21 protein-coding genes, 1 pseudogene and 1 riboswitch are annotated in these 23,605 nt (G+C 45.9%); of the genes and pseudogenes, 8 read left to right on the plus strand and 14 right to left on the minus strand.

The window, feature by feature from the left end:
- The first annotated feature begins 2 nt into the window (after positions 1-2).
- The 4 genes from paiA (at position 3) to MTR82_RS10660 (ending at position 2,035) form a co-directional block, all read left to right on the plus strand.
- Positions 3-521, plus strand: a complete 519-nt coding sequence (gene paiA, locus MTR82_RS10645) for a spermidine/spermine N(1)-acetyltransferase (protein WP_246809001.1) — start codon at positions 3-5, stop codon at positions 519-521.
- Between the two features lie 13 nt (positions 522-534).
- Positions 535-1,152, plus strand: a complete 618-nt coding sequence (locus tag MTR82_RS10650; protein ID WP_246809002.1) for an FMN-binding negative transcriptional regulator — start codon at positions 535-537, stop codon at positions 1,150-1,152.
- A gap of 67 nt (positions 1,153-1,219) precedes the next feature.
- A riboswitch (guanidine-I (ykkC/yxkD leader) is annotated at positions 1,220-1,319 on the plus strand.
- A gap of 60 nt (positions 1,320-1,379) precedes the next feature.
- Positions 1,380-1,721 (plus strand): DMT family transporter, encoded by a 342-nt coding sequence (locus tag MTR82_RS10655; RefSeq protein WP_246809003.1) that lies wholly within the window; start codon positions 1,380-1,382, stop codon positions 1,719-1,721.
- Complete coding sequence (locus MTR82_RS10660; protein WP_246809004.1) at positions 1,721-2,035, plus strand: DMT family transporter; 315 nt, start codon at positions 1,721-1,723, stop codon at positions 2,033-2,035. The genes MTR82_RS10655 and MTR82_RS10660 overlap by 1 nt, the downstream gene beginning before the upstream one ends.
- 66 nt (positions 2,036-2,101) lie before the next feature.
- On the opposite strand, the gene MTR82_RS10665 is transcribed toward MTR82_RS10660, so the two are convergent.
- The 10 genes from MTR82_RS10665 to MTR82_RS10710 form a co-directional block, all read right to left on the minus strand.
- Positions 2,102-2,872 carry a TerC family protein gene (locus MTR82_RS10665; RefSeq protein ID WP_246809005.1) on the minus strand — a complete coding sequence of 257 codons (771 nt, stop codon included), beginning with the start codon at positions 2,870-2,872 and terminating at the stop codon, positions 2,102-2,104.
- A gap of 288 nt (positions 2,873-3,160) precedes the next feature.
- On the minus strand, positions 3,161-4,159 hold the full coding sequence (locus MTR82_RS10670; RefSeq protein ID WP_246809006.1) for an HAAS signaling domain-containing protein: 999 nt from the start codon (positions 4,157-4,159) through the stop codon (positions 3,161-3,163).
- Positions 4,146-4,496 (minus strand): PadR family transcriptional regulator, encoded by a 351-nt coding sequence (locus MTR82_RS10675; RefSeq protein ID WP_246809007.1) that lies wholly within the window; start codon positions 4,494-4,496, stop codon positions 4,146-4,148. The genes MTR82_RS10670 and MTR82_RS10675 overlap by 14 nt, the downstream gene beginning before the upstream one ends.
- Before the next feature lie 175 nt (positions 4,497-4,671).
- Positions 4,672-5,874 (minus strand): multidrug effflux MFS transporter, encoded by a 1,203-nt coding sequence (locus MTR82_RS10680; protein ID WP_246809008.1) that lies wholly within the window; start codon positions 5,872-5,874, stop codon positions 4,672-4,674.
- A gap of 198 nt (positions 5,875-6,072) precedes the next feature.
- On the minus strand, positions 6,073-6,945 hold the full coding sequence (locus MTR82_RS10685) for a proline iminopeptidase-family hydrolase (protein WP_246809009.1): 873 nt from the start codon (positions 6,943-6,945) through the stop codon (positions 6,073-6,075).
- Positions 6,946-7,079: 134 nt separating this feature from the next.
- Positions 7,080-8,153 (minus strand): branched-chain amino acid aminotransferase, encoded by a 1,074-nt coding sequence (locus MTR82_RS10690; RefSeq protein WP_246809064.1) that lies wholly within the window; start codon positions 8,151-8,153, stop codon positions 7,080-7,082.
- A gap of 149 nt (positions 8,154-8,302) precedes the next feature.
- Positions 8,303-8,917 (minus strand): NUDIX hydrolase, encoded by a 615-nt coding sequence (locus tag MTR82_RS10695; RefSeq protein ID WP_246809010.1) that lies wholly within the window; start codon positions 8,915-8,917, stop codon positions 8,303-8,305.
- Between the two features lie 9 nt (positions 8,918-8,926).
- On the minus strand, positions 8,927-12,091 hold the full coding sequence (locus MTR82_RS10700; RefSeq protein WP_246809011.1) for a DEAD/DEAH box helicase: 3,165 nt from the start codon (positions 12,089-12,091) through the stop codon (positions 8,927-8,929).
- A 142-nt stretch (positions 12,092-12,233) separates the two neighbouring features.
- A complete protein-coding gene (gene mnmH / locus MTR82_RS10705; RefSeq protein ID WP_246809012.1) occupies positions 12,234-13,295 on the minus strand; it encodes a tRNA 2-selenouridine(34) synthase MnmH in 1,062 nt (353 codons plus the stop codon).
- Between the two features lie 153 nt (positions 13,296-13,448).
- Positions 13,449-13,928 carry an Lrp/AsnC family transcriptional regulator gene (locus MTR82_RS10710; RefSeq protein ID WP_246809013.1) on the minus strand — a complete coding sequence of 160 codons (480 nt, stop codon included), beginning with the start codon at positions 13,926-13,928 and terminating at the stop codon, positions 13,449-13,451.
- Positions 13,929-14,071: 143 nt separating this feature from the next.
- On the opposite strand from MTR82_RS10710, the gene MTR82_RS10715 reads away from it, so the two are divergent.
- From MTR82_RS10715 to MTR82_RS10725, 3 genes are all read left to right on the plus strand, one after another.
- The gene (locus tag MTR82_RS10715) at positions 14,072-15,037 is read left to right on the plus strand and encodes a DMT family transporter (protein ID WP_425024018.1); all 966 of its coding nucleotides are present in this window, start codon (positions 14,072-14,074) and stop codon (positions 15,035-15,037) included.
- Positions 15,038-15,084: 47 nt separating this feature from the next.
- Complete coding sequence (locus MTR82_RS10720) at positions 15,085-15,843, plus strand: purine nucleoside phosphorylase YfiH/LACC1 family protein (protein WP_052654282.1); 759 nt, start codon at positions 15,085-15,087, stop codon at positions 15,841-15,843.
- A 242-nt stretch (positions 15,844-16,085) separates the two neighbouring features.
- Entirely contained in the window at positions 16,086-17,660 is a 1,575-nt protein-coding gene (locus MTR82_RS10725) for an NlpC/P60 family protein (RefSeq protein ID WP_246809015.1), read from the plus strand.
- A gap of 167 nt (positions 17,661-17,827) precedes the next feature.
- Here the strand turns inward: MTR82_RS10725 and MTR82_RS10730 are convergent, their stop codons facing one another.
- Both MTR82_RS10730 and MTR82_RS10735 read right to left on the minus strand, forming a co-directional pair.
- A complete protein-coding gene (locus MTR82_RS10730; RefSeq protein ID WP_246809016.1) occupies positions 17,828-19,078 on the minus strand; it encodes a cation:proton antiporter in 1,251 nt (416 codons plus the stop codon).
- A 704-nt stretch (positions 19,079-19,782) separates the two neighbouring features.
- Positions 19,783-20,787 (minus strand): S-layer homology domain-containing protein, encoded by a 1,005-nt coding sequence (locus tag MTR82_RS10735; protein ID WP_246809017.1) that lies wholly within the window; start codon positions 20,785-20,787, stop codon positions 19,783-19,785.
- Between the two features lie 333 nt (positions 20,788-21,120).
- On the opposite strand from MTR82_RS10735, the gene MTR82_RS10740 reads away from it, so the two are divergent.
- The gene (locus tag MTR82_RS10740) at positions 21,121-21,654 is read left to right on the plus strand and encodes an ECF transporter S component (protein ID WP_052649598.1); all 534 of its coding nucleotides are present in this window, start codon (positions 21,121-21,123) and stop codon (positions 21,652-21,654) included.
- Between the two features lie 49 nt (positions 21,655-21,703).
- On the opposite strand, the pseudogene MTR82_RS17195 reads toward MTR82_RS10740, so the two are convergent.
- Both MTR82_RS17195 and MTR82_RS10745 read right to left on the minus strand, forming a co-directional pair.
- Positions 21,704-21,805 (minus strand): annotated as a pseudogene (locus tag MTR82_RS17195) (O-methyltransferase); the annotation flags it as partial.
- A gap of 83 nt (positions 21,806-21,888) precedes the next feature.
- Positions 21,889-23,403, minus strand: a complete 1,515-nt coding sequence (locus tag MTR82_RS10745) for a malate:quinone oxidoreductase (RefSeq protein WP_246809018.1) — start codon at positions 23,401-23,403, stop codon at positions 21,889-21,891.
- Positions 23,404-23,605 lie beyond the last annotated feature (202 nt).

A 23,605-nucleotide genomic window follows, 5' to 3' on the forward strand; every position in this document is an offset into this window, starting at 1 on the left:
CGATGACAGCAATTATACAAAAATGCACCGCAGAAGATTTGCAGGAACTTCAGAAAATCAGTATTGAAACCTTCACGGATACATTCCAGGAACAGAATTCGCCCGAACATTTGCAGGCCTACCTGGAAAAGGCCTATCATTTAGAGAAATTAGAGGAAGAATTGGCCAATCCGCTTTCGCACTTCTTTTTCATTTACAGCGGCCAGGAACTTGCCGGCTACCTGAAAATCAACACAGGATCAGCCCAAACAGAAGAAATGGACGAAGATGCTCTCGAAATCGAGCGGATTTACGTCAGAACAAAGTTCCATAAACACGGGCTCGGCAAACAATTGATGCAAAAAGCAATCGACTTTGCGCTGCAATCAGGGAAACAGAAAATATGGCTCGGGGTATGGGAAGAAAATGAAAATGCCATCGGCTTCTATCAGAAGAAAGGGTTTGTCCAGATAGGCACGCATTCGTTCTTTATGGGCGATGACGAGCAAGTGGATTTGATCATGGCCAAAAACCTTTCGTGAAAGGCGGAACGATATGTATATTCCAAAACAGTTTAAAGTCACTGATTTTGATGAAGTCCGGGAATTCCTCCAGCAGCACGCGTTTGGAACACTTGTCACCACGAGAAAAGGACGGCCTATTGCCACACACCTCCCGTTCCAATTTGCAAAAGAACAGGAAGGCGATTATCTAACCGGGCATATGGCTTATGGAAATCCCCAATGGCGGACGTTCGAAACTACGGAAGAAGTGCTCGCGATGTTCCAAGGGCCGCATGCCTATATCTCCTCTTCCTGGTATGAACAGGAGAATGTCCCGACCTGGAACTATCAGTCTGTCCATGTCTACGGAACGCCTCAGCTTCTATCCGGACAAGAATTGCAGCAGGATCTGGCGGCGCTTCTGGACCAATACGAGAAGCACCGCAAACACGCTGTACTTTGGGAGACCCTGTCTCCTGAACTGCTGGAAAAAGAGCTGAAAGGCATCGTCGGCTTCAAGATTCGAATCACTGAAATCCTGGCTGCCAATAAACTCAGCCAAAATCGCAGCGAAGCGGATTACCGCAATATCGTTCAAAATTTGCAGGCAGAAGAATCAGCTGCTTCTGTAGAAATGGCGCACGTAATGAAGAAAAAGCGCGTGTACTGATTTTCCCGCACCCCTTTCGTTTGAAACAACGTACGAATTCAAGTAGACTTTGGAGTAACCGCATATCAGAAATGTTTTCTAGGGTTCCGCAGCCTGCGTGCTGGCCTGGTCCGAGAGAAAACTCATAGCTTTTCGCTATGCCACGGAAGGACAAAAGCCTGGGAGAAACTGTTTTTACAGTTCTCCCAGGCTTTTTTATTTTCATTAGTTAAAAGGAGGTAGCAATCATGAATTTAAATTGGCTAAAAGTCATACTGGCGTCTGTTTTTGAAGTGCTTTGGGTCATCGGGTTAAAGCATGCGGATAGTTTTTTGGAATGGACGGTTACGGTCGTTGCGATCATTATCAGTTTTACCGTGATGATTCTGGCCGGCCGCAAACTGCCCGTCGGAACCGTTTATGCGGTATTCGTCGGGCTCGGCACCGCCGGGACGGTTCTCTCAGATATTCTATTATTCAAAGAACCGCTGAAAATCGAAAAATTAATTTTGGTCGGCATTTTGCTGGCAGGCGTCATAGGGCTGAAGCTCGTCACCCCTGATGCAAAACCGGAAGGAGGCGATGCGTAATGGCTTGGGCAGCACTTATACTAGCTGGCATCTGTGAAATGGTCGGCGTCGCGATGATCAATAGATTGCATCACGACCGGAATTGGCAATCTGCCGTTCTACTCGTTTTGGGGTTCGGGGCAAGCTTTGTCTTTTTGGCCTACGCGATGGAAACTTTGCCGATGGGAACCGCTTATGCCATCTGGACTGGCATCGGGGCATCCGGCGGCGCTATTATCGGAATGCTTTTTTACAACGAATCAAAAGACTGGAAACGAATCTTTTTCATTGCCCTGGTATTGGGGGCAGCTGTGGGGCTGAAATTAGTTTCTTAAACGCAAAAGAAGGCAAAGTCTGCGGTAGACTTCGCCTTCTTTTCTTTTCCTCTCCTATCCAGTTATTTATTGCTGTTGTTCCTGTTTCTTCTTTTTCACACTGATTAACGCGCCAACCGCTACAATTCCGAGCAGGACTCCCCAGAAAATCAATTTCCATTCGGTCGAATGGGCAAACTCATAAGGGATAAGGCCAAGCTCTTTATGCCCTAATGTAAGCACCGTCAATTTAACTCCAACCCAGCCGACAATCACAAAAGCGGTCGTCTCCAATTGCGGATAGTTCGACAATAACTTAACGAATTTATGGGCAGCAAATCGCATAATGACAAGTCCGACCAATCCGCCTGCCAACATCACTGCAAATTGGCCGGAGTTGATGCCTCCGATTTCACCGATGCCGAATAATTCCAAATGCGGCAAGGTAATAGCCAGAGCCACAGCAGCCAGCATCGAATCGATCGCAAACGCGATATCCGCCAACTCCACTTTCAATACCGTCATCCAGAACCCCGAACCTTTTGTCGCTTCCGGTTCTATCGTATGGTCTTTGCCTTTTCGTTGATCGTAAATATGCTTAAAGGCGATAAACAGCAAGTAAGCCGCTCCCAAAGCTTGAATCTGCCAAACGTCCACCAACAGCGTAATCATGAATAGTGCAGCAAAGCGGAAAACGAACGCGCCCAGTAAACCGTAGAACAATGCTTTTTTCTGCTGATCTTTCGGCAAATGCTTCACCATGACCGCCATGACCACCGCATTGTCGGCTGCCAGCAACCCTTCCAGCGCTACCAATACAAGCAGCACCCATAAATACTCCAATAAAATTGCTTCCATCTTTCTTCCTCCTCCTGATTTTTGCCAACAAAAAAGACCCTTGCCTAATAAAAGGCAAAGGTCTCGCTAAGCAAAATTGATTGCTATCACAACCGATGGCTCCGAACCATGTAATGACGACTGTGAAATAGGTTTCCCTATAGCTACTCCCCCTTGACATAAAGTCAAAGTCTATTGAGTTGTAAGGCCAGTATAGCATCTCTTTCAACACTATGAACCATCATATTTGTCTAAATTATGGCACAGCAGCCATTTAAAGCCGGAAGCCCGCATCGGCCAACCGTTTCCTTAAATGCTTCTTTTTGCTTCTTGGATGCGTGCTTTTTGAAATCCTTGGACAATATCCACCAAAGCAAACACAATCACCAGCACGAGGACACTGCCGACGGCCCAGTTCATATTCAGATCCGCATCGAATATCGTGTTGACTTCCGTTAAGAAACGGTTGTTGAACAAGGTTGCGTCGGTGAAAATAATGACGAACACGATCGTCGAAATAGCCTGGACAGCAGCATTCAAGACGGCCAACTTAACTGTCCATTGCCCCTCGCGCCATTTGAAAACCGATAAAACAATTTCCAATACGATGACCAGCGCGACGAGAAGCCAATAAGATACGAGAACTTCCTGATCGAATGTCGGCGTAATCAGTTCGCCGTTCCGGTAAACGCCTACCCAGCTGTCTGCATTGAAATAAAACACAGACCAAATCGCCGTCCAAATCAAACTTCCCGCAATTTGATATTTGGTAATCCTTTTTTCTTTTGGAATATGGATGGTTTCTTTTAAATCATCCGGCGTCCATTCCTGATACTTCGACGTTAAAGGCGTTTGGGCCGTTGAATGGTCGGCTCTTTCGATGATCGCGAATACAACGGTCAGCCAGAAAAACACTTGGATGGCTGCATTGACACTTGCTGAAATCGCATTCCCGACAATTGCTGTGATGGTTTCCGCAAGCACACCCCCTCCATCTGCAGTGAAAATCGAAGTGATGAGGACGGCAATTAAGGAAACAAGGACGGCAATCGGCAAGATCAGCTTCAATAAATCGATGTAAAGATCATAGAACCGCGGTCCGATCAAATGCATCGGCCGTTCTTTATAGCCGCTGGCAAGAATTGCAGGATTTCCGAGCTTTGCCAGCACCTCTTTTACATCGTGCACTGTGTAGTCGTCCGGCAGCATATCTTCAATGGTCGAACGCAATTCCAAGGCAATGTCTTCTCTGCTCTTCTCAGGCAGCCTGCGCGTCACTTCTCCAATGTACAGCTCAATCAGATTCATCAGTCTCCGCTCCTTTGAGTAAAGTGTAGAGCTCCCGCGACGTCTTTTCCCATTCTTCTTTCAGCTTCTCAAAAATTTCCGTCCCATAATCGCTCAGCACATAATATTTCCGTGGACGATTTTCGGTCGTATCCCAACTGCTTGTGACAAGTTCCTGTTTTTCTAGCCTGCGAAGCAGCGGGTACAACGTGCTTTGCTCTATCGATATCCCGCTGCTCTCCAATAATTGAACAAGCGAATAGCCATATTGAGGCGTCTGCAGCTGGCTTAAAACGGCTAAGGTCAAAGTCCCTCTCCGCAGTTCAGTGGATAAGCTATTCAATAAGGAATTGTCCATTTTTACACCTCCCGATCTATACTGTACGACGTACACCTTTATACTGTGTATAATACACTAATATGAAATGGAAAACAATAATAATCTGATAATTCGAACTGTTTTTTGAGCATAAAAAAATTGGCCCTCCAAAGAGCCAATTTCGAACAGTCTGCAAATCCAGTTGAGTTATGCTTTACACAGCCTTCCGTTCCGTTTTTTTCACTAAAAACAAATAAGCCACCAAAGCAATCAGGCACATGGAAAAAATGGTCAAGCCCATCGGCACGGCGGTTTCTTCTCCGGCAATCCCGACAAGCGGTGCGCTTAATGCACCCAAGACAAATGGCAGAAGGCCGAGCAAAGCGGAAGCACTTCCCGCCGCTTTGCTCTGGGATTCCATAGCCAGTGTAAAAGACGCTGTTCCGACGATTCCGATCGATGTCACGAAAAAGAAAATCGGCACTACGACTGCCCATAATGGCCCCTGCAAAATCACGACGGCAAGCAAAACAGCTCCGGCAAGCGTCGCCCCATAAAGAGCGGTTTCAAGAAATCTCTTTTCTGAAAAGACATGGCTGAACCTTCCGACGGCATAACTGCCGATGATCAAGCCAATACCGTTCATGCCGAAAAGCAAACTGAAGACTTGCGGAGACACGCCGTAAATATTTTGATAAATGAACGGCGTTCCGGAAACATAGGCAAAGACCCCGCCGATCAAAAAACCTTGGGCCAGTGCGTACCCTGTAAATTTTTTATCTTTTAGGATGGCCGCAAAGTTAGAGAATGTAGCCCTTAAATTGCTTGGAACCCGCTGTTCCACCGGCAAACTTTCTGGCAGGCGAAAACCGGTGATCAGGAGGAGGACCACGCCTAAAATCGTTAAAGCCAGGAAAATCCCTTTCCAGTCGGCAAACAATAGCACCCCGCTGCCTACCGAAGGGGCCAATAGCGGCACAAGATTATTTACCACCATCAATAATGCAAACAGCCGGGTTAGTTCTGCCCCGCTGCTGACATCTCGGACAATTGCCCGGGAAATAACTAGGCCGGCAGAAGCCGCAAATCCTTGCAGAAAACGAAGGAACACAAAAACATAAATGTTCGGTGCAAATACGCATGCGGCAGAAGCGGCGGCATAGATAAACAGCGAAATCACCAGAGGCCTGCGCCGTCCATGCACATCACTCAACGCACCGGCGACTAGCTGCCCTACCGAAAGCCCAAGCAAACACGCCGTCAAACTTAATTGGATAGAAGAAGCATTCGTTTCAAATACTTCTGCCAGGACAGGAAAAGACGGCAAATACATATCAATGGTAAAAGGGATCAAGGACGTAAGGGCACCCAGTAAAAGAATAAAGCGGACGCGTTTAAAGCCAACCAATGTTTCCATTCCAGCAACAACCTTTCTATATAAAAAACAGCCAATCACGCTTTTTATTTCGGAACTTGAAATACATCTTCATACAGTAGCACAAAACTTTGCCTGTATGAATTTATTTGACTTTTCATTATTTCGTTTTGTGGTTCCTGCAACGCTTTTTAATCCATATAAAAACCTTCATTCTCAGAATGAAGGCAGATAAATCGCTTATTTTTCCTGTTGAACTAAAAATTCACGGATTTTTTTCATGTAGGCTTCGGGTTCTTCTACGCTTGGCATATGGGAGCTGTTTTCAAATACATGGAATTGGGCTTCCGGCACCAGGCTTGCATAATAGGCAGTGGCTTCCGGCGTGGCCTCGTCATAGCGGCCGCAAGTGAAAAGAGCCGGCATCTTCAATTCCTGAAGCCACTCTGACGCATCGTAATCTTTCAGGGTTCCCGTCACCGTAAATTCAGAAGCGCCCCACATGAAATTGTAGATTTGCGGATTCATATTCTCCAATTCCTCGTTTACTTCAGGCGGCCATGGATCGAGCCGGCAAAGGTGGCGGTGGTAGAAGCTGTACATAGCCGCCTGATATTCAGGAGAATCGGTCGTATGCAGGCGTTCATTTTTTTCTACGGCTTCCTGCAGTTCCAAAGGAAGTTTCTTCAGGTGATTTCGCTGATCCTGTTCCCATCTTCGCGCTTGCAGTGCCGGCCCTGAAAAAATGGCGCTTTTTACGCCTTGCGGCTGTTTGGAAAGGTAGGCTGCCAAAAGCATCGTTCCCCATGAATGGCCAAGAATATGGACTTCTTCCAGCTCGAGCGCATTTCGGACCTGTACCAGTTCTTCTACGTAGCGCTCCACCGTCCATAGCTCCGTATTTCTCGGACGGCCCGAATTGCCGCAGCCCAATTGATCGTATTGGATAATCGGACGTTCGTTGCCAAGTGCACGAAGCGGATCCCGGCTATTGCTTTTTCCGCCTGGCCCCCCGTGCAGCAGCAAGAGCGGAGTCCTTCGCCCACTGCCAGTAATGCGATACCAAACATTCCCGCCATTAACACGAACAAACCCTTCCGTTACGTTATCCATTTCTTCCCCTCCCCCTTCAAGATCACTTGTTTACTGATTCTTCAAGTGAAGGATAATTCCTTTATTTCGGTATGGTTCAGAATAGGGTACTCATAGAAAAAAGCGCGCATCCTTAGCAGATACGCACCTTTTCCCTATTTTACTTCCACGGTCCAGCCAAGCGGATCTTCCACTTTTCCTGTCTGGATGCCTGTGATCGTGTCGTATAATTTTTGGGACAATTCACCGATTTGGTGATTGTTGACGACCATTTTCTTCCCTTGCCAGTTCAGCTCGCCGACCGGCGAAATAACGGCTGCTGTTCCGGTGCCGAACACTTCTTCCAGCTGCCCCGCCTCATACGCTTCGTAAATTTCATTGATCGATACTTTCCGCTGCGCAACGGATATCCCCCAGGAACCCAGCAATTCGATGATCGATGTCCGGGTGATGCCGTTTAAGATGCTGCCATTGAGTTCGGGTGTCACGATTTCCCCGTTGATTTTGAAAAAAATGTTCATGCTGCCGACTTCCTCGATGTATTTCTTCTCAATTCCATCAAGCCATAACACATCGGCATTTCCGGCTTTCTTCGCATTAGCCTGGGCCTGATAGCCCGATGAGTAGTTCCCGGCTGTTTTGGCCATCCCTGTGCCGCCTTTTACCGCTCTCGTAAACTGATCTTCCACGTGGATGATGACTGGCGTCAGCCCTCCTGTAAAATACGAGCCCACCGGTGAAAGGATGATCATCAGCTTGTAAGCTTTGGCGGGAGCTACGGCCAGATTTGCTTCTGTTGAAATGATGAACGGGCGAATGTATAACGAAGTGCCTTGTGTGGCAGGCACCCAATTCTTTTCAAGCTTGATCAGTTCTGTCAAATATTCAAGCATCGCTTTTTCGTCTACCGGCGGAATGCTTAAACGTTCACTTGATAAATTCAAGCGTTCAAAGTTCTTTTCCGGACGGAACAATAAGACGCGTCCATCTTCGGTGCGATAGGCTTTCATGCCTTCAAAAACGGTCTGGCCGTAATGGAAGATCATTGCTGCCGGATCTAAAGTGATCGGGCCATAAGGAACAATTTTCGGTTCATGCCACCCTTTTCCTTCCTCGTATTCCATTGTGAACATGTGGTCCGTGAAGATGGTGCCAAACGGCACTTGGTCATGCAACGGCTTGTCTTTCTTATTTGTGCTTTCTACAACTTCCAATTGATATGTATTCACCATTGTGCGGCACTCCTCTCGCTTAAGCAATATAATTACAGGTATTTGAATGATTATACATTCTCTTCGTTGAATTTCAAGCTTCTTTTATTCAATTAGTGAAAATTAAGAAAAAAGACCCGAGCTGTTTTTCCATAAAAAAAGACCATTCAGCGAATGATCTCTACAAAATGCGCCAATATGCGGGCCGTGAGCCCCCAAATCACCTTGTCTTCGTATAAATAGAAATACTCCTCCATCTGCCTTGGCTGAAAGCTGTAATCTTGCCCGCCTTCAATCAAATCGTAAGGGAAATTTTCTTCTGGCTGTATATTAAAATTCATGTAATAGATTTCCGGCGGGGTTTCTAAGAAAAAAGACAGCGGCACACTAAAGAGGCTATCGACTTCAGAAGGATTTGGTTTAAATTCCGCTTCTGCGTCAATAGTGCCCGCAAAAGCATAAATGATCATGCCGAACGGCGAGACCATGTAATCGAGCGGATAGACAGCGGAAATTTCTTCTGAACGGATGCCAAGTTCTTCCCGTGTTTCCCGAAGCGCCGCAGCTTGCGGGGTCGCATCTCCCGCATCGATCCGGCCGCCCGGGAAACAGATTTCTCCCGGCTGCCTCCGCAATGTATGGGCCCGGACTTCAAAAACAATGTGGATTTCTCCGTTCCGCTCCAACAGCGGCAACAAGATGGCGTACTTCGAGAAATCCTTGCTGCCCAAGACAGCCGGGTCATGCGCTTTTATCTTTTCGAGTATTTTTTCCGGTTCCATTCCATCACCTCATTCAATCATCAAGATTTCCCGGATGTCTTCTTCGGTCAACGCCGTCAGCGCTTCGCTGCCGGATTGGATGACTTCATCAATCAGGCTCTTCTTTTTCTCTTGAAGTTCGTTGATTTTATCTTCAATTGTCCCTTTGGCCACCATGCGAATCACCTGCACCGTATTTTGCTGGCCCATCCGGTGGGCACGGTCTGTTGCCTGCTGCTCAACTGCAGGGTTCCACCAAAGATCGTACAAAATCACCGTATCGGCCCCTGTCAGATTCAACCCCGTACCGCCTGCTTTCAATGAAATCAAGAACAGATCGCCTTCTCCTTCATTGAAGCGGTCGCAAAGCGCTACACGTTCTGCTGCAGGCGTCTGTCCATCCAAATAGAAGTACGGCTGGCCTTGGCGTGCAAGCTGCCGGCCAATGAGCCCCAGCATTTGGGTGAACTGCGAGAAAACCAGCACCCTGCGGCCTGATAACCGGCTTTCTTCAAGGATTTCAAGCAATTGCTCGAATTTCGCAGAGCTTCCCGTGTATCCTTCTACAAACAGCGCAGGATGGCAGCAGATTTGGCGAAGCCTTGTGAGCCCGGCCAAAATCCGGATTTTATTTTTCTTTAAGCTGCCTTTCGCAAGATGTTTCAACGCATCGTGCTTAAGTTCAGCCAAATAAGCTGCATAGATTTTTTTCTGTTCTTTCTGAAGATCGGAATACTGCATCGTTTCTATTTTCTCCGGCAGCTCGGTCAACACCTCTTTTTTCAAGCGGCGGAGGATGAATGGTCGAACCCTTTTCGCAATGTCATCGCGTCTGAGCTCACTGAACGCCCTTCTGCCCGGAAGCAGCTCCGGAAAGACGACATGGAAAATCGACCACAATTCATCGATGGAGTTTTCTATTGGTGTTCCCGTTAATGCGAATTTATAATCCGCTTGGATCGACTTCAGCGACCGGGCGGTTTTGGTAAGTGGATTTTTGAACGCCTGGGCTTCATCCAGGAACAGGCTATGAAAAATTTTTCCGCTGTAAAAAGCGGCGTCTGAACGGAGCGACGGGTACGATGTGATGAAGACATCCGCATCTGCCGAACTTTCGAAAACAGCCTTTCTTTTCGCTTTCGGTCCGTCGATGATGCGTACATTCAATTCGGGTGCGAATTTCGTCATTTCATTCAGCCAATTGTAGGTGAGCGATGCCGGTGAAACGACGAGCACCGGCCGTTTATGGGCGCGGACTTCCGGCAGCACCGACACGATATACGCAATGCTCTGCAAGGTTTTCCCGAGACCCATGTCATCCGCCAAAATGCCCCCGAACTGATATTTTGCCAGCAGTTTCAGCCATCTGTAGCCGGCTTTCTGGTAATCCCGCATCGTGCTTTCCAAACTTTCCGGAACCTCTGCTGCATGTTCAAGCGGTTGGTTCAAATTCTTCAAAAGCCTTGCAAAATTTTCTCCCGGCTCAATCACTTGGCCGTCTTCCACCACGTCCAGCATTTTCATCGCCTGCAGCAGCGGAATCCGGAATTCCTGTTCATCCAACTGCTGCGCCGTCAGTTCGAGTTCATTCATAAAATCGTTGAAGGCACTAAAATCCGGTGTTTCCAGCGACAACAGCTGGCCATTCGGAATCCGGTAATATTTCCGTTTATGCTCAAGCGCTTTTAGGAGCTTTTGGATTTCTTTTTCGGGAATTCCCTGCAAATCGAAACGGAATTCAAGCCAGTCCGTCCGTTCCCCGAAGTCCATTTTGATTTTCGGTCCGATGTACCCGGTATGGAGCCGCATCTTTACCGAAGTAGTGGCATAGACTTCCACAACTTCCTCGAATTTCGGGATCCAATGATAAAGGAAATCGTATTCTGCCTCTTCGTTATGGATATAAAATCCGCCGTCAGTCTGGTTGAACAGGCTGTCGTGCATCATCTGCAGGATGCGCTGCTCTTCTGCGATATGCCGGCGAAGCCCTGGATAATGCTCAAGCCCCGCTTCTTCTTCCGCGCAGGGATTGATGATTAGTTGGCCATAATGAAATTCAAGCCCCGCGAGAAGCCGGTTGCTGACACGGTCCAGGAATAATTTTGCCCGAAGCGGCACTTCGCCTAAACTTATGGCTACGCCGTCATCCATTTTTACATGTCCAAGCTTCAGCAGCCCTGGGATGGCCGTTTTCATGAAATGCTCCATCTGGCTTGCCGGAATCGTTAGGCGCGGTTCCCCCGCCAGTTCCAGCAGATTCTTCAATTCCATTAGCTGCTTGCAGCTTTCTTCGGGCAGCGGCACAAGCTCTCCATCTGCAAGTGCATAGCCGTAAGCACTTAATACCGAGACGCCCGTGAGGCCTTTTGCCTCCAAAATATAGCTGCCCAAAGGCCCTTCTTCCACTTCAAACCGGACAGGAAGCCGGTCTGCCAACCGCAGCCCTTTATATAATTGATTTTCTTGTTGGATGCTGGCATGCGGCGCTTGCTGCAATAGCGGGAGAAGCTGCTGCCAGTCCGACACAGAAACTAAAAGCATGCTTTCCTGGTCCATCCGCAGGCTCGGGATGCGGGCGCTCTTAATAAGGAGCTGAAGGACGGCATCGGTTTCACGGTTGAAATTATGCCGTTCCGGATTATAGGTGAAATCGCTGGCGATTTCCGCCGGTTCTTTCCGTTCGATATTCTTCAAAAAAGCTGAAATGTTTGAGACAGGATGCCGTTCGCTGATTCCTGCTTCCAGGCGAAGGCCCATTCCATATTCCGAGTTTTCCAGCAAAAAAGGAAAACAGATAAATTCCACCGCCACTGTCTGGCGCATATCAAAACGAAGCTGTTTGCCCGCAGGACGGCCGGCAGGACGGCTGAACAAGCTCAGCATTTGGTCAGCGAGTGGACTGTCCACCGCCTGAACATCTTTTGCCGCAAGCAGGGCCGCTGCAATATGCTGGCAATGGGTTTTGATAAAACCAAGCGGCGGGCAGCTGCATTCCGCCATAAGCTGGCTGCCTTCTCCGTGGCGAATCAAGACAGTGAAATCTTCCCCTGCTTTTACCGTAGCACGAATTGCGGCTTCTTCTTTTGGAGCCGCATGCAGCAGCACTTTATTCGCTTCATAATAGGCTTTTCCTTTTTTATAAGCGGCGATTCCGCACAGTTCTTTAATCATCTGTTCACTTAATGCGAATTTCATTCAGCCATCCTTTCCTAGCTTTCAGCCAAGCTATCGTTCTTGTCTTTTCACCCTACCACCCGCTCCCCGAAGGGTCAAAATTTCCGGCGGCAGCTAAAGAAAACAAAACCAGCTCGAGTGTGAAGAGCTGGCTTTGGGAGAATTATGATTTTATTGGGCTGGACAGTTTGCCTTCAGGTTCAGGCAATTGCCCTTTGACCGCTTGAATGGCTTCTTCAAGATTTTTGACGTCCAAATGCATTTTTTGGGAGTCCGGATATTGCAGGCCGGTGTGCTTGTACCGGGAATCGTAGTAATACTCCAGCAGCAGCCGAATCGCAGACTCAAAATTCCCTGTTTGGAGATCTTCTTCAATTTTTTTCGCAACCGGCACGTGGATGCGCGACTGGATGCGGTGGAAAGCTTCCAGGCATTCCGCTTGGTATTTCGAAGGATTGTAATCTTCCATGATTTCTTTGATGCGCTCTTCCATCGGCAAATCAATGATCAAATGAAGGCTGTCGTTTTTCAGTTCGCTGAGAAACGGTGGAATGACGACTCGGCCAATCCGCGTGCTTTCCGCTTCAAAAATAATATAGGGTGCACTTTTAAGTTCCATCAACCGTTCATTCAATAACGCATCAAACGTTTTCTGATTGTGCGGTTCCAGGCCGATCTGGCCGAAAATTGAGCCTTTATGATTGGCCATCCCTTCGAAATCGATCACCGGATAGCCTTCTTTTTCAAGGGCTTTCAAAACCCGGGTTTTGCCCGTCCCGGTCAACCCGTTTAGCACAATCGCTTTTTGGGGAGCCTCGATGTGCTCCAACTGATCGATTGTCCATTTTCGGTAAGCTCGGATGCCTTCTTCCAGCCGGCTGACGTGGACATCCATCAAACTGAGAAGCGTGGCTGTCGTCTTGCTGCGCATGCCTCCGCGCCAGCAAAAGACTGTTTTATCGCCTTCCACTTCTTTGAACTGGCGGACAAAATTCGGCAATTTGGCAGAAATGATTTCAAGGCCCCGCTCTTTTGCCGCTTGGACGCTTACTTGTTTATAGAGTGTACCGATTTCTGCCCGTTCCGCATCATCGAAAAAGGGAATATTGATGCTTCCCGGAATCGTGAAACTTTTATATTCAGACGGCGACCTCACATCGATCAGCGTCATTTCATTTTTTCGATTGCCGGACATTAACTCTTCTACTCGGATATTGCTGAACATTTTTTCCTCCAAAAGCATTGCTGCGAGCTTTCGCTTGCTTAGCGCTTTATAGTACCGGGGAGTTCCCCTGATTTTACTGGCTTAAGGTCCTTTAATTTGGACTTTCCTTTATTAAGTATACACCCATTTTGGAACAATTTGGACTGAGAGGCATCAAGTTTCCATGATTGGCAGCACCGTTGAATATTTGACTTCTCTAAGCGCAAGGCTGGTTTGAATCTTGGTGATCCCCAGTTTATTCAGCTTGCGGATGAAATCCTGCAGGTCTTTCCGATTTTTATTGGCCACTTTCAGCAAGTAATCATACTCCCCCGTCAGGCACTGGCATTCCAGCACTTCCGGCATCTCCACTAATGCCCGTTCCAGCCGGTGCAGTTCTTCCGCCTGATGGATATCCGTACTGATGAAAATGTAGCACAGCAAATCGAAGCCGAGCTTTTCCTGGTTGAGGATGGCCACTTGCCGAATGATGTAGCCTTCCGATTCCAAGCGCTTGATGCGGGAATGGACAGCGGGCGGCGACAAATTCACTTGTTTGGCAATTTCCGTATTGCTGAGCTGTGCTTCTTTCTGCAAAATATCCAAAATGTGCACATCGGTTTGGTCGAGCACTTTGTTGACAATCGATTCCATCGTTTTCGCCCCTTTTCATTTATTCCATCGAGCCAGCCATTTCTGCACTCTCACAGAATAAAATAAATAATTTAATTGAAATAATTTATTTTATTTTAAATATATCAAAATTCGCAGAATAATATACGGAAAAATCTTTAAGAATGATAAAATTATTCATTATCGATTCGAAAGAAGGGCTGAAGATGCGCAATTTGTATTTCCTCTTACTGTTGTTGACGAGCTTTTTATGGGCCGGCAATTTTATCGTCGGAAAATGGCTTGTTGGCCATGCTTCTCCTATGACATTAACCAGCCTTCGCTGGATGATTGCAATCCTCTGCCTTCTGCCTTTAGTGTGGGTGACAGAGAAAAAGATCAAACCTTCGCGGAAAGCGATCGTTCCATTGGCTTTAATGGGGATTACAGGCGTAGCCTTTTTTAACATTCTCCAATTCCTTGCTTTGGAGCAGACTTCCGCTTCTAACGTAGGGTTGATTTCCACTTTGAATATGCTTTCCATCGCCTTGTTTTCAGTGATCTTTTTGAAGGAGCGCCTTAACCCCTTTCAGATGGCGGCAATGGCTTTCTCCTTTTTCGGCGTTCTTCTTGTCCTGACCAAAGGCCAGCTGAACTTGCTTCTGTCGCTGCAGTTCAATAAAGGCGATTTGTATATGCTCGCTGCTGTCGGCATTTGGGGCATCTATTCGGTTCTCAGCAAATGGGCCATGGCCTATACTTCTGCTGCCATGGCCACTTTATATTCCGGAATTTTCGGGCTCGCTTTTCTTTTGCCGTTCAATGCTGCAGATTTTGCCATTACAAATATCAATGCTTCTTTTGTCTATTCCATTCTTTACACCGGCGTCATTTCAACTGTTCTTTGTTTTGTGTTATGGAATTTAGGCGTCCAAAAACTCGGTGCGACCACATCCGGCCTTTTCTTGAATTTCAATCCGGTCTTTACAGCCATTCTGGCCTTTTTCGTACTCGGTGAAAAGATGACAGCGATTCAAATTCTCGGAAGCTTGATCGTCATTAGCGGCTGTTATTTCTTCAGCTATTTCAAAACCCGAAAACTCATTGCTCAGAAGGTCATCCCGGCAAACTTGCAAAGCTCGAAGGTCTAACTACACAGAACCGAAGATTTCCGCTATATTGGAAGCGGGTGATGAAGATGAAAAAGAAAATGTATGGAAATAATGAAGCGTTTCTTGTTGGAATGACGTTTAAAGATCCAACAGAAGCGGAGCAGCATAATATGGCACTGCATGCTTGCGAGAATCCTTCGGTTATTGTGGAAAACCGCAAAATATTGGCGGCCGGCCTCGGCTATTCTTTAGAAGATTTTGTGGCGGCCGAACAGACGCATAGCGCAAATTTCCACCGGGTTGAAATGGCCGATAAAGGACGCGGCGCTGACACAATGGCTACTGCCATCAAAGATACCGATGCGCTGTATACGTTTGAACCGGACATCGTCTTAAGCTGTTTTGCCGCTGACTGCGTGCCGGTCCTTTTCTATGATGAAATCTCAGGCGTTGCCGGTGCTGTCCATTCCGGCTGGCAAGGCACAACGAAGGAAATTTCCCTCAAACTTTTCGAACATTTGAAGCTAAACGAAAAATGCAATCCGGTTAATTTCCATGTGCAAATCGGCGCTGCCCTCAGCCAGGAGAAATTTGAAGTCGACGAAGATGTTTTCTTGAAATTCAAAGACTTGGGCTACGCCGAAGAGTTTATTAGCTATAACGCTGAAACGCGCAAATACCATATCGACAATCAATTAGTGGTTAAAAAACAATGTGAACTGGCCGGTATTCCGGCGAGCCAAATCACCATTGACCGGACTTGTACATTTCAGGATCCCGCCGGCTTCTCGTACCGCGAAAACAAAAAAAGCGGCCGCCATATGGGCTTTATTGTGAAAAAATAAATGCATGAAAAGCAATACAAAGGAAGCGGCTCGGCTGATTGGGGCTTCTGCTTCTTTCTCCCCCCTATCGATTTATTTCATCTGCATGCTAAAAGAGGTGTCCCAAGAGCGTTTCGGGACACCTCTTTTTTATTTTTCACTTACTCCAATTATAAACTAATATTTCTAAATATTTAGTCTTATATTTCGTTTCTTTATCAGGTATAGTTAACATAAAATTACAGATTAAAAGGGGAAATTACATGAAAAGAAAATTGCTGGTGGTGTTAATTGCATTTTTCATCTTGTTAACGCCGTTTCACGTTGCCTTGGCCGCTCCTGTTTTCAAAGACGTTCCGGACCCCTACAAATTTAAAGCAGAGTTTGATTATTTAGTGAAACAAGGAATTTTGACCGCAGATCCGGCGGTAGAATTTGGTGTGGATCAAGAAATTACCCGCATTGAAGCGGTTAGCATCTTGATCCAGGCTTTAAAGCTCGACACCAACAACCGGCCGGCTCCCGTCTTCACCGATGTGAAAGCAGCCGACCCGAATTTCCCGCTCATTGCCACCATCGTTGACGAGAAAATTATGGTTGGAAATGGCAAAGGCCAATTCAACCCTTATGAAAAACTGACACGCGCCCAAATGGCCACCGTTCTGGTAAAAGCCTTTAAACTATCCGGCAAAACCACCACCGTGTTCAAAGACGTTTCCCCTAGTTCAGCGGCTTACGGCGCGATTCAAATCTTGATTGCCAATAAAATCACAGCGGGCTACAACGATTACACGTTCAAGCCTTATACGTATTTAACCAAATCGCATTTTGCCGTATTCATTGCACGAATCCTGAATCCGGCATTCCGGGCAGATCCAAAGCCGCCTGCTCCAGCGCCAGCCCCGCCGGCTTCCTGTGAAAAGCCGAGCAAAACTGCCAGCTATAAAGTGAATGTGGCTGTCACAAATATGTGGAAGAACCCGAACAAAACCCGCGCCGTCGACAAGCCTTCCCTGTCAAAGCCGGTTGACATGAAAAAATGGATCAATGGCATGACGTTGAACGAAAAGAAATGGCTCGTCGAAAAAACCGATACTCAAGCGGTGTTCGGCGAAGACGTCAGTTTGCTCACAACCGGCAGCAACTGGGTTGAAATTGCAGCGAACGATCAGTACGTCCCTTACCAGAAAGAAGGCTATCCGGGCTGGGTGCCGAAATCCCATATCGCAAAAGTGACAAAAGACTATTCGGACTGCGCAATTGCCATCGTTACGGCAAAACTTGCACCGCTGTACAATACAAGCGACCAAAAACAGTTCATGGAAATCAGCTATTCGACCATCTTGCCGGTCATTAAATCGGACAGCAAGTGGTACCATGTACAAACACCGGCTAATGGCGTCAAACTTCTGCGGAAAGCGGATGCCAAATCATATAAGAATGATAAAGCCGTTCCAAAACCGTCTCAGGCCAACATCGTTAATGAAGCGAAAAGGTTCCTGGACCTCCCCTATTTATGGGCTGGCACTTCCGCGTACGGCTTTGATTGCTCCGGAATCATCTATGCGGTATACAAAAACTTCGGAATCACGATTCCGCGCGATTCGTTCTACCAGGCAACGAAAGGAACAGCAGTAGCGAAAAAAGATCTGCAGCCTGGCGATTTGGTGTTCTTCGCCTATAACGGCGGGAGAGGAAAAGTCTATCATGTGGGGCTCTACATCGGTTCAGGCAAAATGCTCCATGCGCCGAATGCATCTTCCAAAGTGCGAATCGAGGCGTTAAATTCCGGGGTTTATTTGAAAAACTATTCAGGAGCCCGAAGATATTTGAAATAAAAATAAACCCCCACGCCAAAGGCATGGGGGTTTTCGATAGTTTGCGGCGTATCAAGCCACGCTCCACAACGTGCTCCATAAGGAATGCTTGTCCGTCTTACGCAAACGAGCTCATCGCGTCTTTAACAATAGAGCATCGCGGAAAGGGTGTCAATGCTTTTAGCTTCTCATTTGTCTTGTTTATTGATGAACTTGGTTAAAGGATAGACCCCAATGCTTTGAATTACAAGCGACAAAAGAATGACAGCAAAAGCCAGCGACACCAATAAATCATCTTTTCCTCCCACTTCATTTTCTAGCCACAGCAACAATGCAACCGACATGGCTCCTTTAATGCCCGACCAGGTAATCAATGAAGTCGTGGAAAAATCGTTTGCAAATTCCTTTCTCCAAGCAGGAACGCCGTAAACGAACCCGCCAAGAACAAGGAACCTGGCCAAAATAGACAAAACAAAAATCCCAAGAGCCAGCCCCCATTCCGAAAATGCCAAGTATTCAGCACCTTGGATTCCGATCAAGAGAAACAGCAATCCTAAAAGTGTCGGGTTGAGAATATCCCAAAAACCGTCCAGCGACTGCTGAATATGATTCTCTTTAATATTTTTGCCGAATTCAAACGCAAGCATGATTCCGGCTGCTACGGTTGCGAGGACTCCGGAAACCCCAAGCGCTTCCGCCATGTAAAAACCGCCATAAGCAATAATCACTGTAAGCATGACATGATAATGCCGATTTTTTGTATAATGGATAATTTTGCTCATGAGCCAGCCAAGAAAACAGCCAATAGCAATGCCGTCTATCGAGACCAGCAAAAATTCGGAAATAAATTTCCCTGCAGAAAAGCCGCTATCTGTCTGGAACATGGCAAGGAAAATTGTAAAAATGACGACGCTTGTTCCATCATTGACCATCGATTCCCCTTCCACTATATCCGCAATTTTTTCTTCTCCTTTGCTTTGCTTCAAGATGGAAGTAATCGAAACCGGATCTGTCGGGACCAGAATCGCAGCCAGAAGAAAGGCCGCCGTCAGTGAAATGGATATGAACAATCCACTCATCCAGTAGATGCCAAGCCCTAAAAGCATTGCGGTCGCCATCAGTCCCAATGTACTGAGTACCGCAATAATCCCTGCATTTTCCTTCAGCTGCTTGATTGGAAACTGATAGGCCGATGTGAACAAAATAGCAGGAAGAAAAACAGTGAAAATGATGTCTTTGGTGATATGCAGATTTGAGAAAAATGGAAGAAATGAAAGACCGATTCCGATTAGTACAAGAACTACAGGAACCGGAAAGTAATTTTTTTTGATATCGATTGTGTAAACAATGTACCCAATCAATAAGAGCAGTAAAATTTGATGAGCCAGCAAGCTATCCACGCCTTTCGAATTTTCTACAATGACCTTACTTCCCTTCATTCCTTTCTTTCTCAAAGTTAAACTTTTGCGTTCCAAAGCACCAGTCGGCTCCGCTACTCGATTCTAGATTTTATAAAAAAAGCTTCAGCAAACGAACACCTTAATAGTGTCTTGCCTGAAGCTTTTCAGTTTCTAGATTTTTCTTTCTTTGATGCGTTTGATCGTCTCTTCGATCCAATGGGCTATATGCTCTGCTGTTAAAATAATTATTCATGAAATCAACAAAGTTCTTTCTTGATTCGTCCACGTCGATCATTTCCTTCTCTCTCTTGTGGTTTCACTTTTTAAATAGTGCTTTGAACAAAGTACTATTTTTAAACTATTTAACACCTTACTCTCTTCTTTTTCAGGAATTCAGCAAATTCATCCAATTTTTTATGGTCGAGAAACTATATACGAATAAATTCAAAGAGAAAAAATTAGTTTTAATTCATTTCTTTAAAATGTTTCATGTGAAACATTCTAAAGCTGGGAAGAATTTAATACTTAACTTATCGAGATCTCTTTTTAGCAAGCGATACGGAAATTTTTTTAGATTGACAGTCTGAAATTGCTCATAAGCAAAAAAAGAAGAGTTTCGATTGTTTTCGATACCCTTCCTTTTCAGTATGTATAAAAAAAAGACCTGCAGTCGTTAAATAATCTTTAACAGCTGCAGGCCATTTTCTTTAAGAGGAAAAACTATCAGTGTTCATTTACTTTTTTCATTCTGGGAAGAAATTGAATGTATAAGTAATGCCACGGAATTCATCGTTGTATGGAAGGTTAAATGTAATGTCTACCGTATTTTTGCTTGCCAATGATACCATAATGGCTTGTTTTGCATTTTGTGCACCAGCTGCAACATTGCCATTGCCATCAGAAATTTCATACGAAGCGTTATTGACTAGAACGGTTTCAATTCCTTGGTCAGCCAACGATTGGAAGAATCCTGTACCTGATTCAGGTGCTGGAAGATCTCCAGATCCTTCGATGTTGAATGTATTCACGCGGGATTCATCCACTACCACATTGTAGCCGTATTCTGCTCCAAGGGAAGCAAATCCGTTCATGGCATCACGGAAATCTTCGCTCAACTCTTCAACTTCAAGCATTTCTGCTCTGTAAATGAAGATAGCGAAATCTCCGCGTTTAATGGAATTGTCCGGAGCGAATTTTGTAGCCGAAACGCCTTGCGTGATGCCATTTGCCATCAAGCCCGCTACTGCTTGGCTATAACGGCTGTTTACATCCGTGAATGTCATGTTCGACACATCGCCTTTAAAGTTATAAGCGTTGGCATTGCTCATCATCAACGCGACTTCTCCACGAGTGATCGTGTCGTTAAAGCCAAACGTTTTTGATGTTTTTCCTTTAATGATTCCCGCTGCTTTCAATGAATTGATCGCAAGGGTACCACGCGTTGGCACATCGTTGAATCCGGATGCCGGAGCTTTCGGATCCTTCAAGTTCAATGCCTGAGCCAAAATGATGGCTGCATCGCCGCGTTTGATCGTTTCGTTGACGCCAAATGAAGTCTTAGTCAATCCATTTGATAAGTTGTTTGTCACCAAATACGTAATTGGCATAGCATAACGCTCGGAAACATCAGTGAAAGCTGCAGTTTTTACTTCGTCAGCTGCAACCGCCGGTACTACTGCAGTGGCCACTAAAGCTGCCGAAGCTCCTGCTACTGCAAAATACTTGAATTTTTTCGAATCGATTCTCATCCACTAATTCCTCCTCTTAAATGGGTGCATTCTCGCCTTTATTTCCCAACCATTAAAACATTTTAGTAATATTTGTAATAAAGGCCTTCTCCTATTTATACCAATGCCCCATCGATATTAATAGAATAGAAATACCCAATTTTGAAAATTCGTACTAATTATCTATTGACGTTTATAGGAAATAAAAATTAGTTTTTTCAGTTTCTTTATAACTGACCCCTATATTTTCTTCTAAATTGATACTTTTCACTAGATCACCCCTTTGATAATGTATGGTAACAGTCCATTACAGCCGATCAATGGACTGAAACAACTAGATAAGGATGGATTCTTATGCAAAAAACGACTACTTACCCGAATACACGCACTTTCGATTTGATTTTGACTTCCATGGCCATTGCTCTTGTATTTGTAGCTACTCTTTTGTTGAATATCCGTCTTCCGATTGCGGCCAATGGCGGATTGGTCCACTTAGGAACCGCTATGCTGTTCATCATTTCCACTCTTTTCGGCCCTAAAAAAGGCGCAATCGCAGGCGGTGTCGGTATGGGATTATTCGATTTGTTCTCCGGCTGGACGCTTTGGGCTCCCTTCAGCCTTGTGACACGCGGCCTCCAAGGTTACATTGTCGGCAAAATTTCCTGGGCAAACGGGCGGAATGGCGGAAGCATCGGCTTTAATATTCTGGCGGCTCTTGTCTCACTTCCGTTTATGCTGGCCGGCTATTATATTTGCGAGGCGGTTCTATTCAGCAGCTGGATCATTCCGATGGCTTCGATTCCCGGCAACCTTGTTCAAAATATTGTCGGCCTTGCGGTGGCGATTCCAGTTGTTGCAGCCTTAAAGAAAACCCCATTTTTTAAATAACTGCTAAAAAAGAGGATGCAAAATAGCTGCATCCCCTTTTTCATTTCAATCAATTGATGACTCTGGATACGGTTATTCCATCTCCAACCGGAATTAATAAAGATTCCAGGCGCAGATGATTGGCAACCAGTTCATTGTATTTTTTCATGAACAATGGATGCTGCCTTTATTATAACTTCCCGATCAAAAAAAGAACCATTCTTCCCGGTTGCGGGAGGAATGGTTCTTTTGGAATTACTTCGTCAACACTGCTGCTTTTGTTTCTTTTTCTTCAACTAAGCCCAATGTTTTGGCTGTTGAAGTGTGGACTTCTTTTAGAAGTTCCGGATGTTCGTTTAATGATTTGCCGTAAGACGGCACCATTTCTTTGATCTTCGGCTCCCATTCTTTAATTTGGTCCGGGAAGCATTTCGCAAAGATTTCAAGCATGGCGTGAACCGCTGTCGATGCCCCTGGAGAAGCTCCCAGCAATGCTGCGATCGAACCGTCAGCCGCTGTTACGATTTCCGTACCGAACTGAAGCGTCCCTTTGCCTTTGTCGGTATCTTTGATCACTTGAACGCGCTGGCCTGCGACCACGACATCCCAGTCTTCCAGTTTTGCCGTCGGGATGAACTCACGCAATTCTTCGATGCGCTGTTCGTTTGAAAGCATCAATTGCTGGACAAGGTACTTCGTCAACGAAAGCTCTTTTGCACCCGCTGCAAGCATGGTGAAAACGTTATTCGGTTTAACAGATCCAATTAGGTCCATATTTGAACCGGTTTTCAGGAATTTCGGCGAGAAGCCGGCAAATGGACCGAACAGCAATGACTTTTTGTTGTCGATAAAGCGTGTGTCCAGATGCGGAACCGACATCGGAGGAGCTCCGACTTTGGCTTTTCCGTATACTTTTGCATGGTGCTGTTCAACGATTTCCGGTTTGTTGCAGACAAGGAACAAGCCGCTTACCGGGAATCCGCCGATGTGCTTGGATTCCGGAATGCCTGTTTTCTGCAGCAATGGAAGGCTTCCGCCTCCGCCTCCGATGAATACGAAGCTTGCTGTATGATACTCGATTTTGTCGCTTTCAAGATCATGCACTTTCACTTCCCATTTGCCTTCGCTGTTGCGTTTGATGTCTTTTACGCTATGTTTGTAGTTGATGTCGACATTTTGCTCTTTCAAATGTTCAAAGAGCATTTTTGTCAACGCACCGAAGTTTACATCTGTCCCCGTATCGATTTTTGTGGCTGCCAACGGCTCAGTTGAAGTCCGGCCTTCCATGATAAGTGGAATCCACTTTTTCAACGTCTCCGCATCTTCTGCGTACTCCATCCCTTTGAAAAGCGGAATATCAGCCAATGCTTTGAAGCGGTTGTTTAGGAATTTTACGTTGTCTTCCCCTTCTACTAAACTCATATGAGGAATCGATTTAATGAAATCTTCCGGGTTGCTGATCCGGCCATTTTTCACCAGGTAGGACCAGAATTGCCGGGACAGCTGGAACTGTTCATTGATTTTAATTGCTTTGTTGATATCAATGGATCCGTCAGAGTTCTCAGGTGTGTAGTTCAGCTCGCACAATGCGGCGTGGCCTGTACCTGCGTTATTCCATTCGTTGGAGCTTTCAGCCCCTGCGTTTGGAAGCTTCTCAAACACTTGGATCTCCATCTCAGGTGCTACTTCTTTCAGCATTGACCCTAAAGTTGCACTCATGACTCCAGCACCGATTAAAATAACGTCTGTTTTCTTCTGTAGGTTGCCCATTATAACCTTCCTTTTCTAACCGATTATTGCAGAAAACTTGGGGCATCGCTTTCTTGGTGACTAGCGCCGCCAAAGCAACTGCCGATTTCTGCTTTACTATTAACTATATCATACTGGTTCGTAGTTATTTACAATTCAAAACATTACTATTATAAGACATTTCAAGAGAAAAGTCCGTCCAAAAGGCTTCAAATTGCATAAA

Source organism: Planococcus ruber, from assembly GCF_022819085.1.
GTDB classification, from domain to species: Bacteria; Bacillota; Bacilli; order Bacillales_A; family Planococcaceae; genus Planococcus; species Planococcus ruber.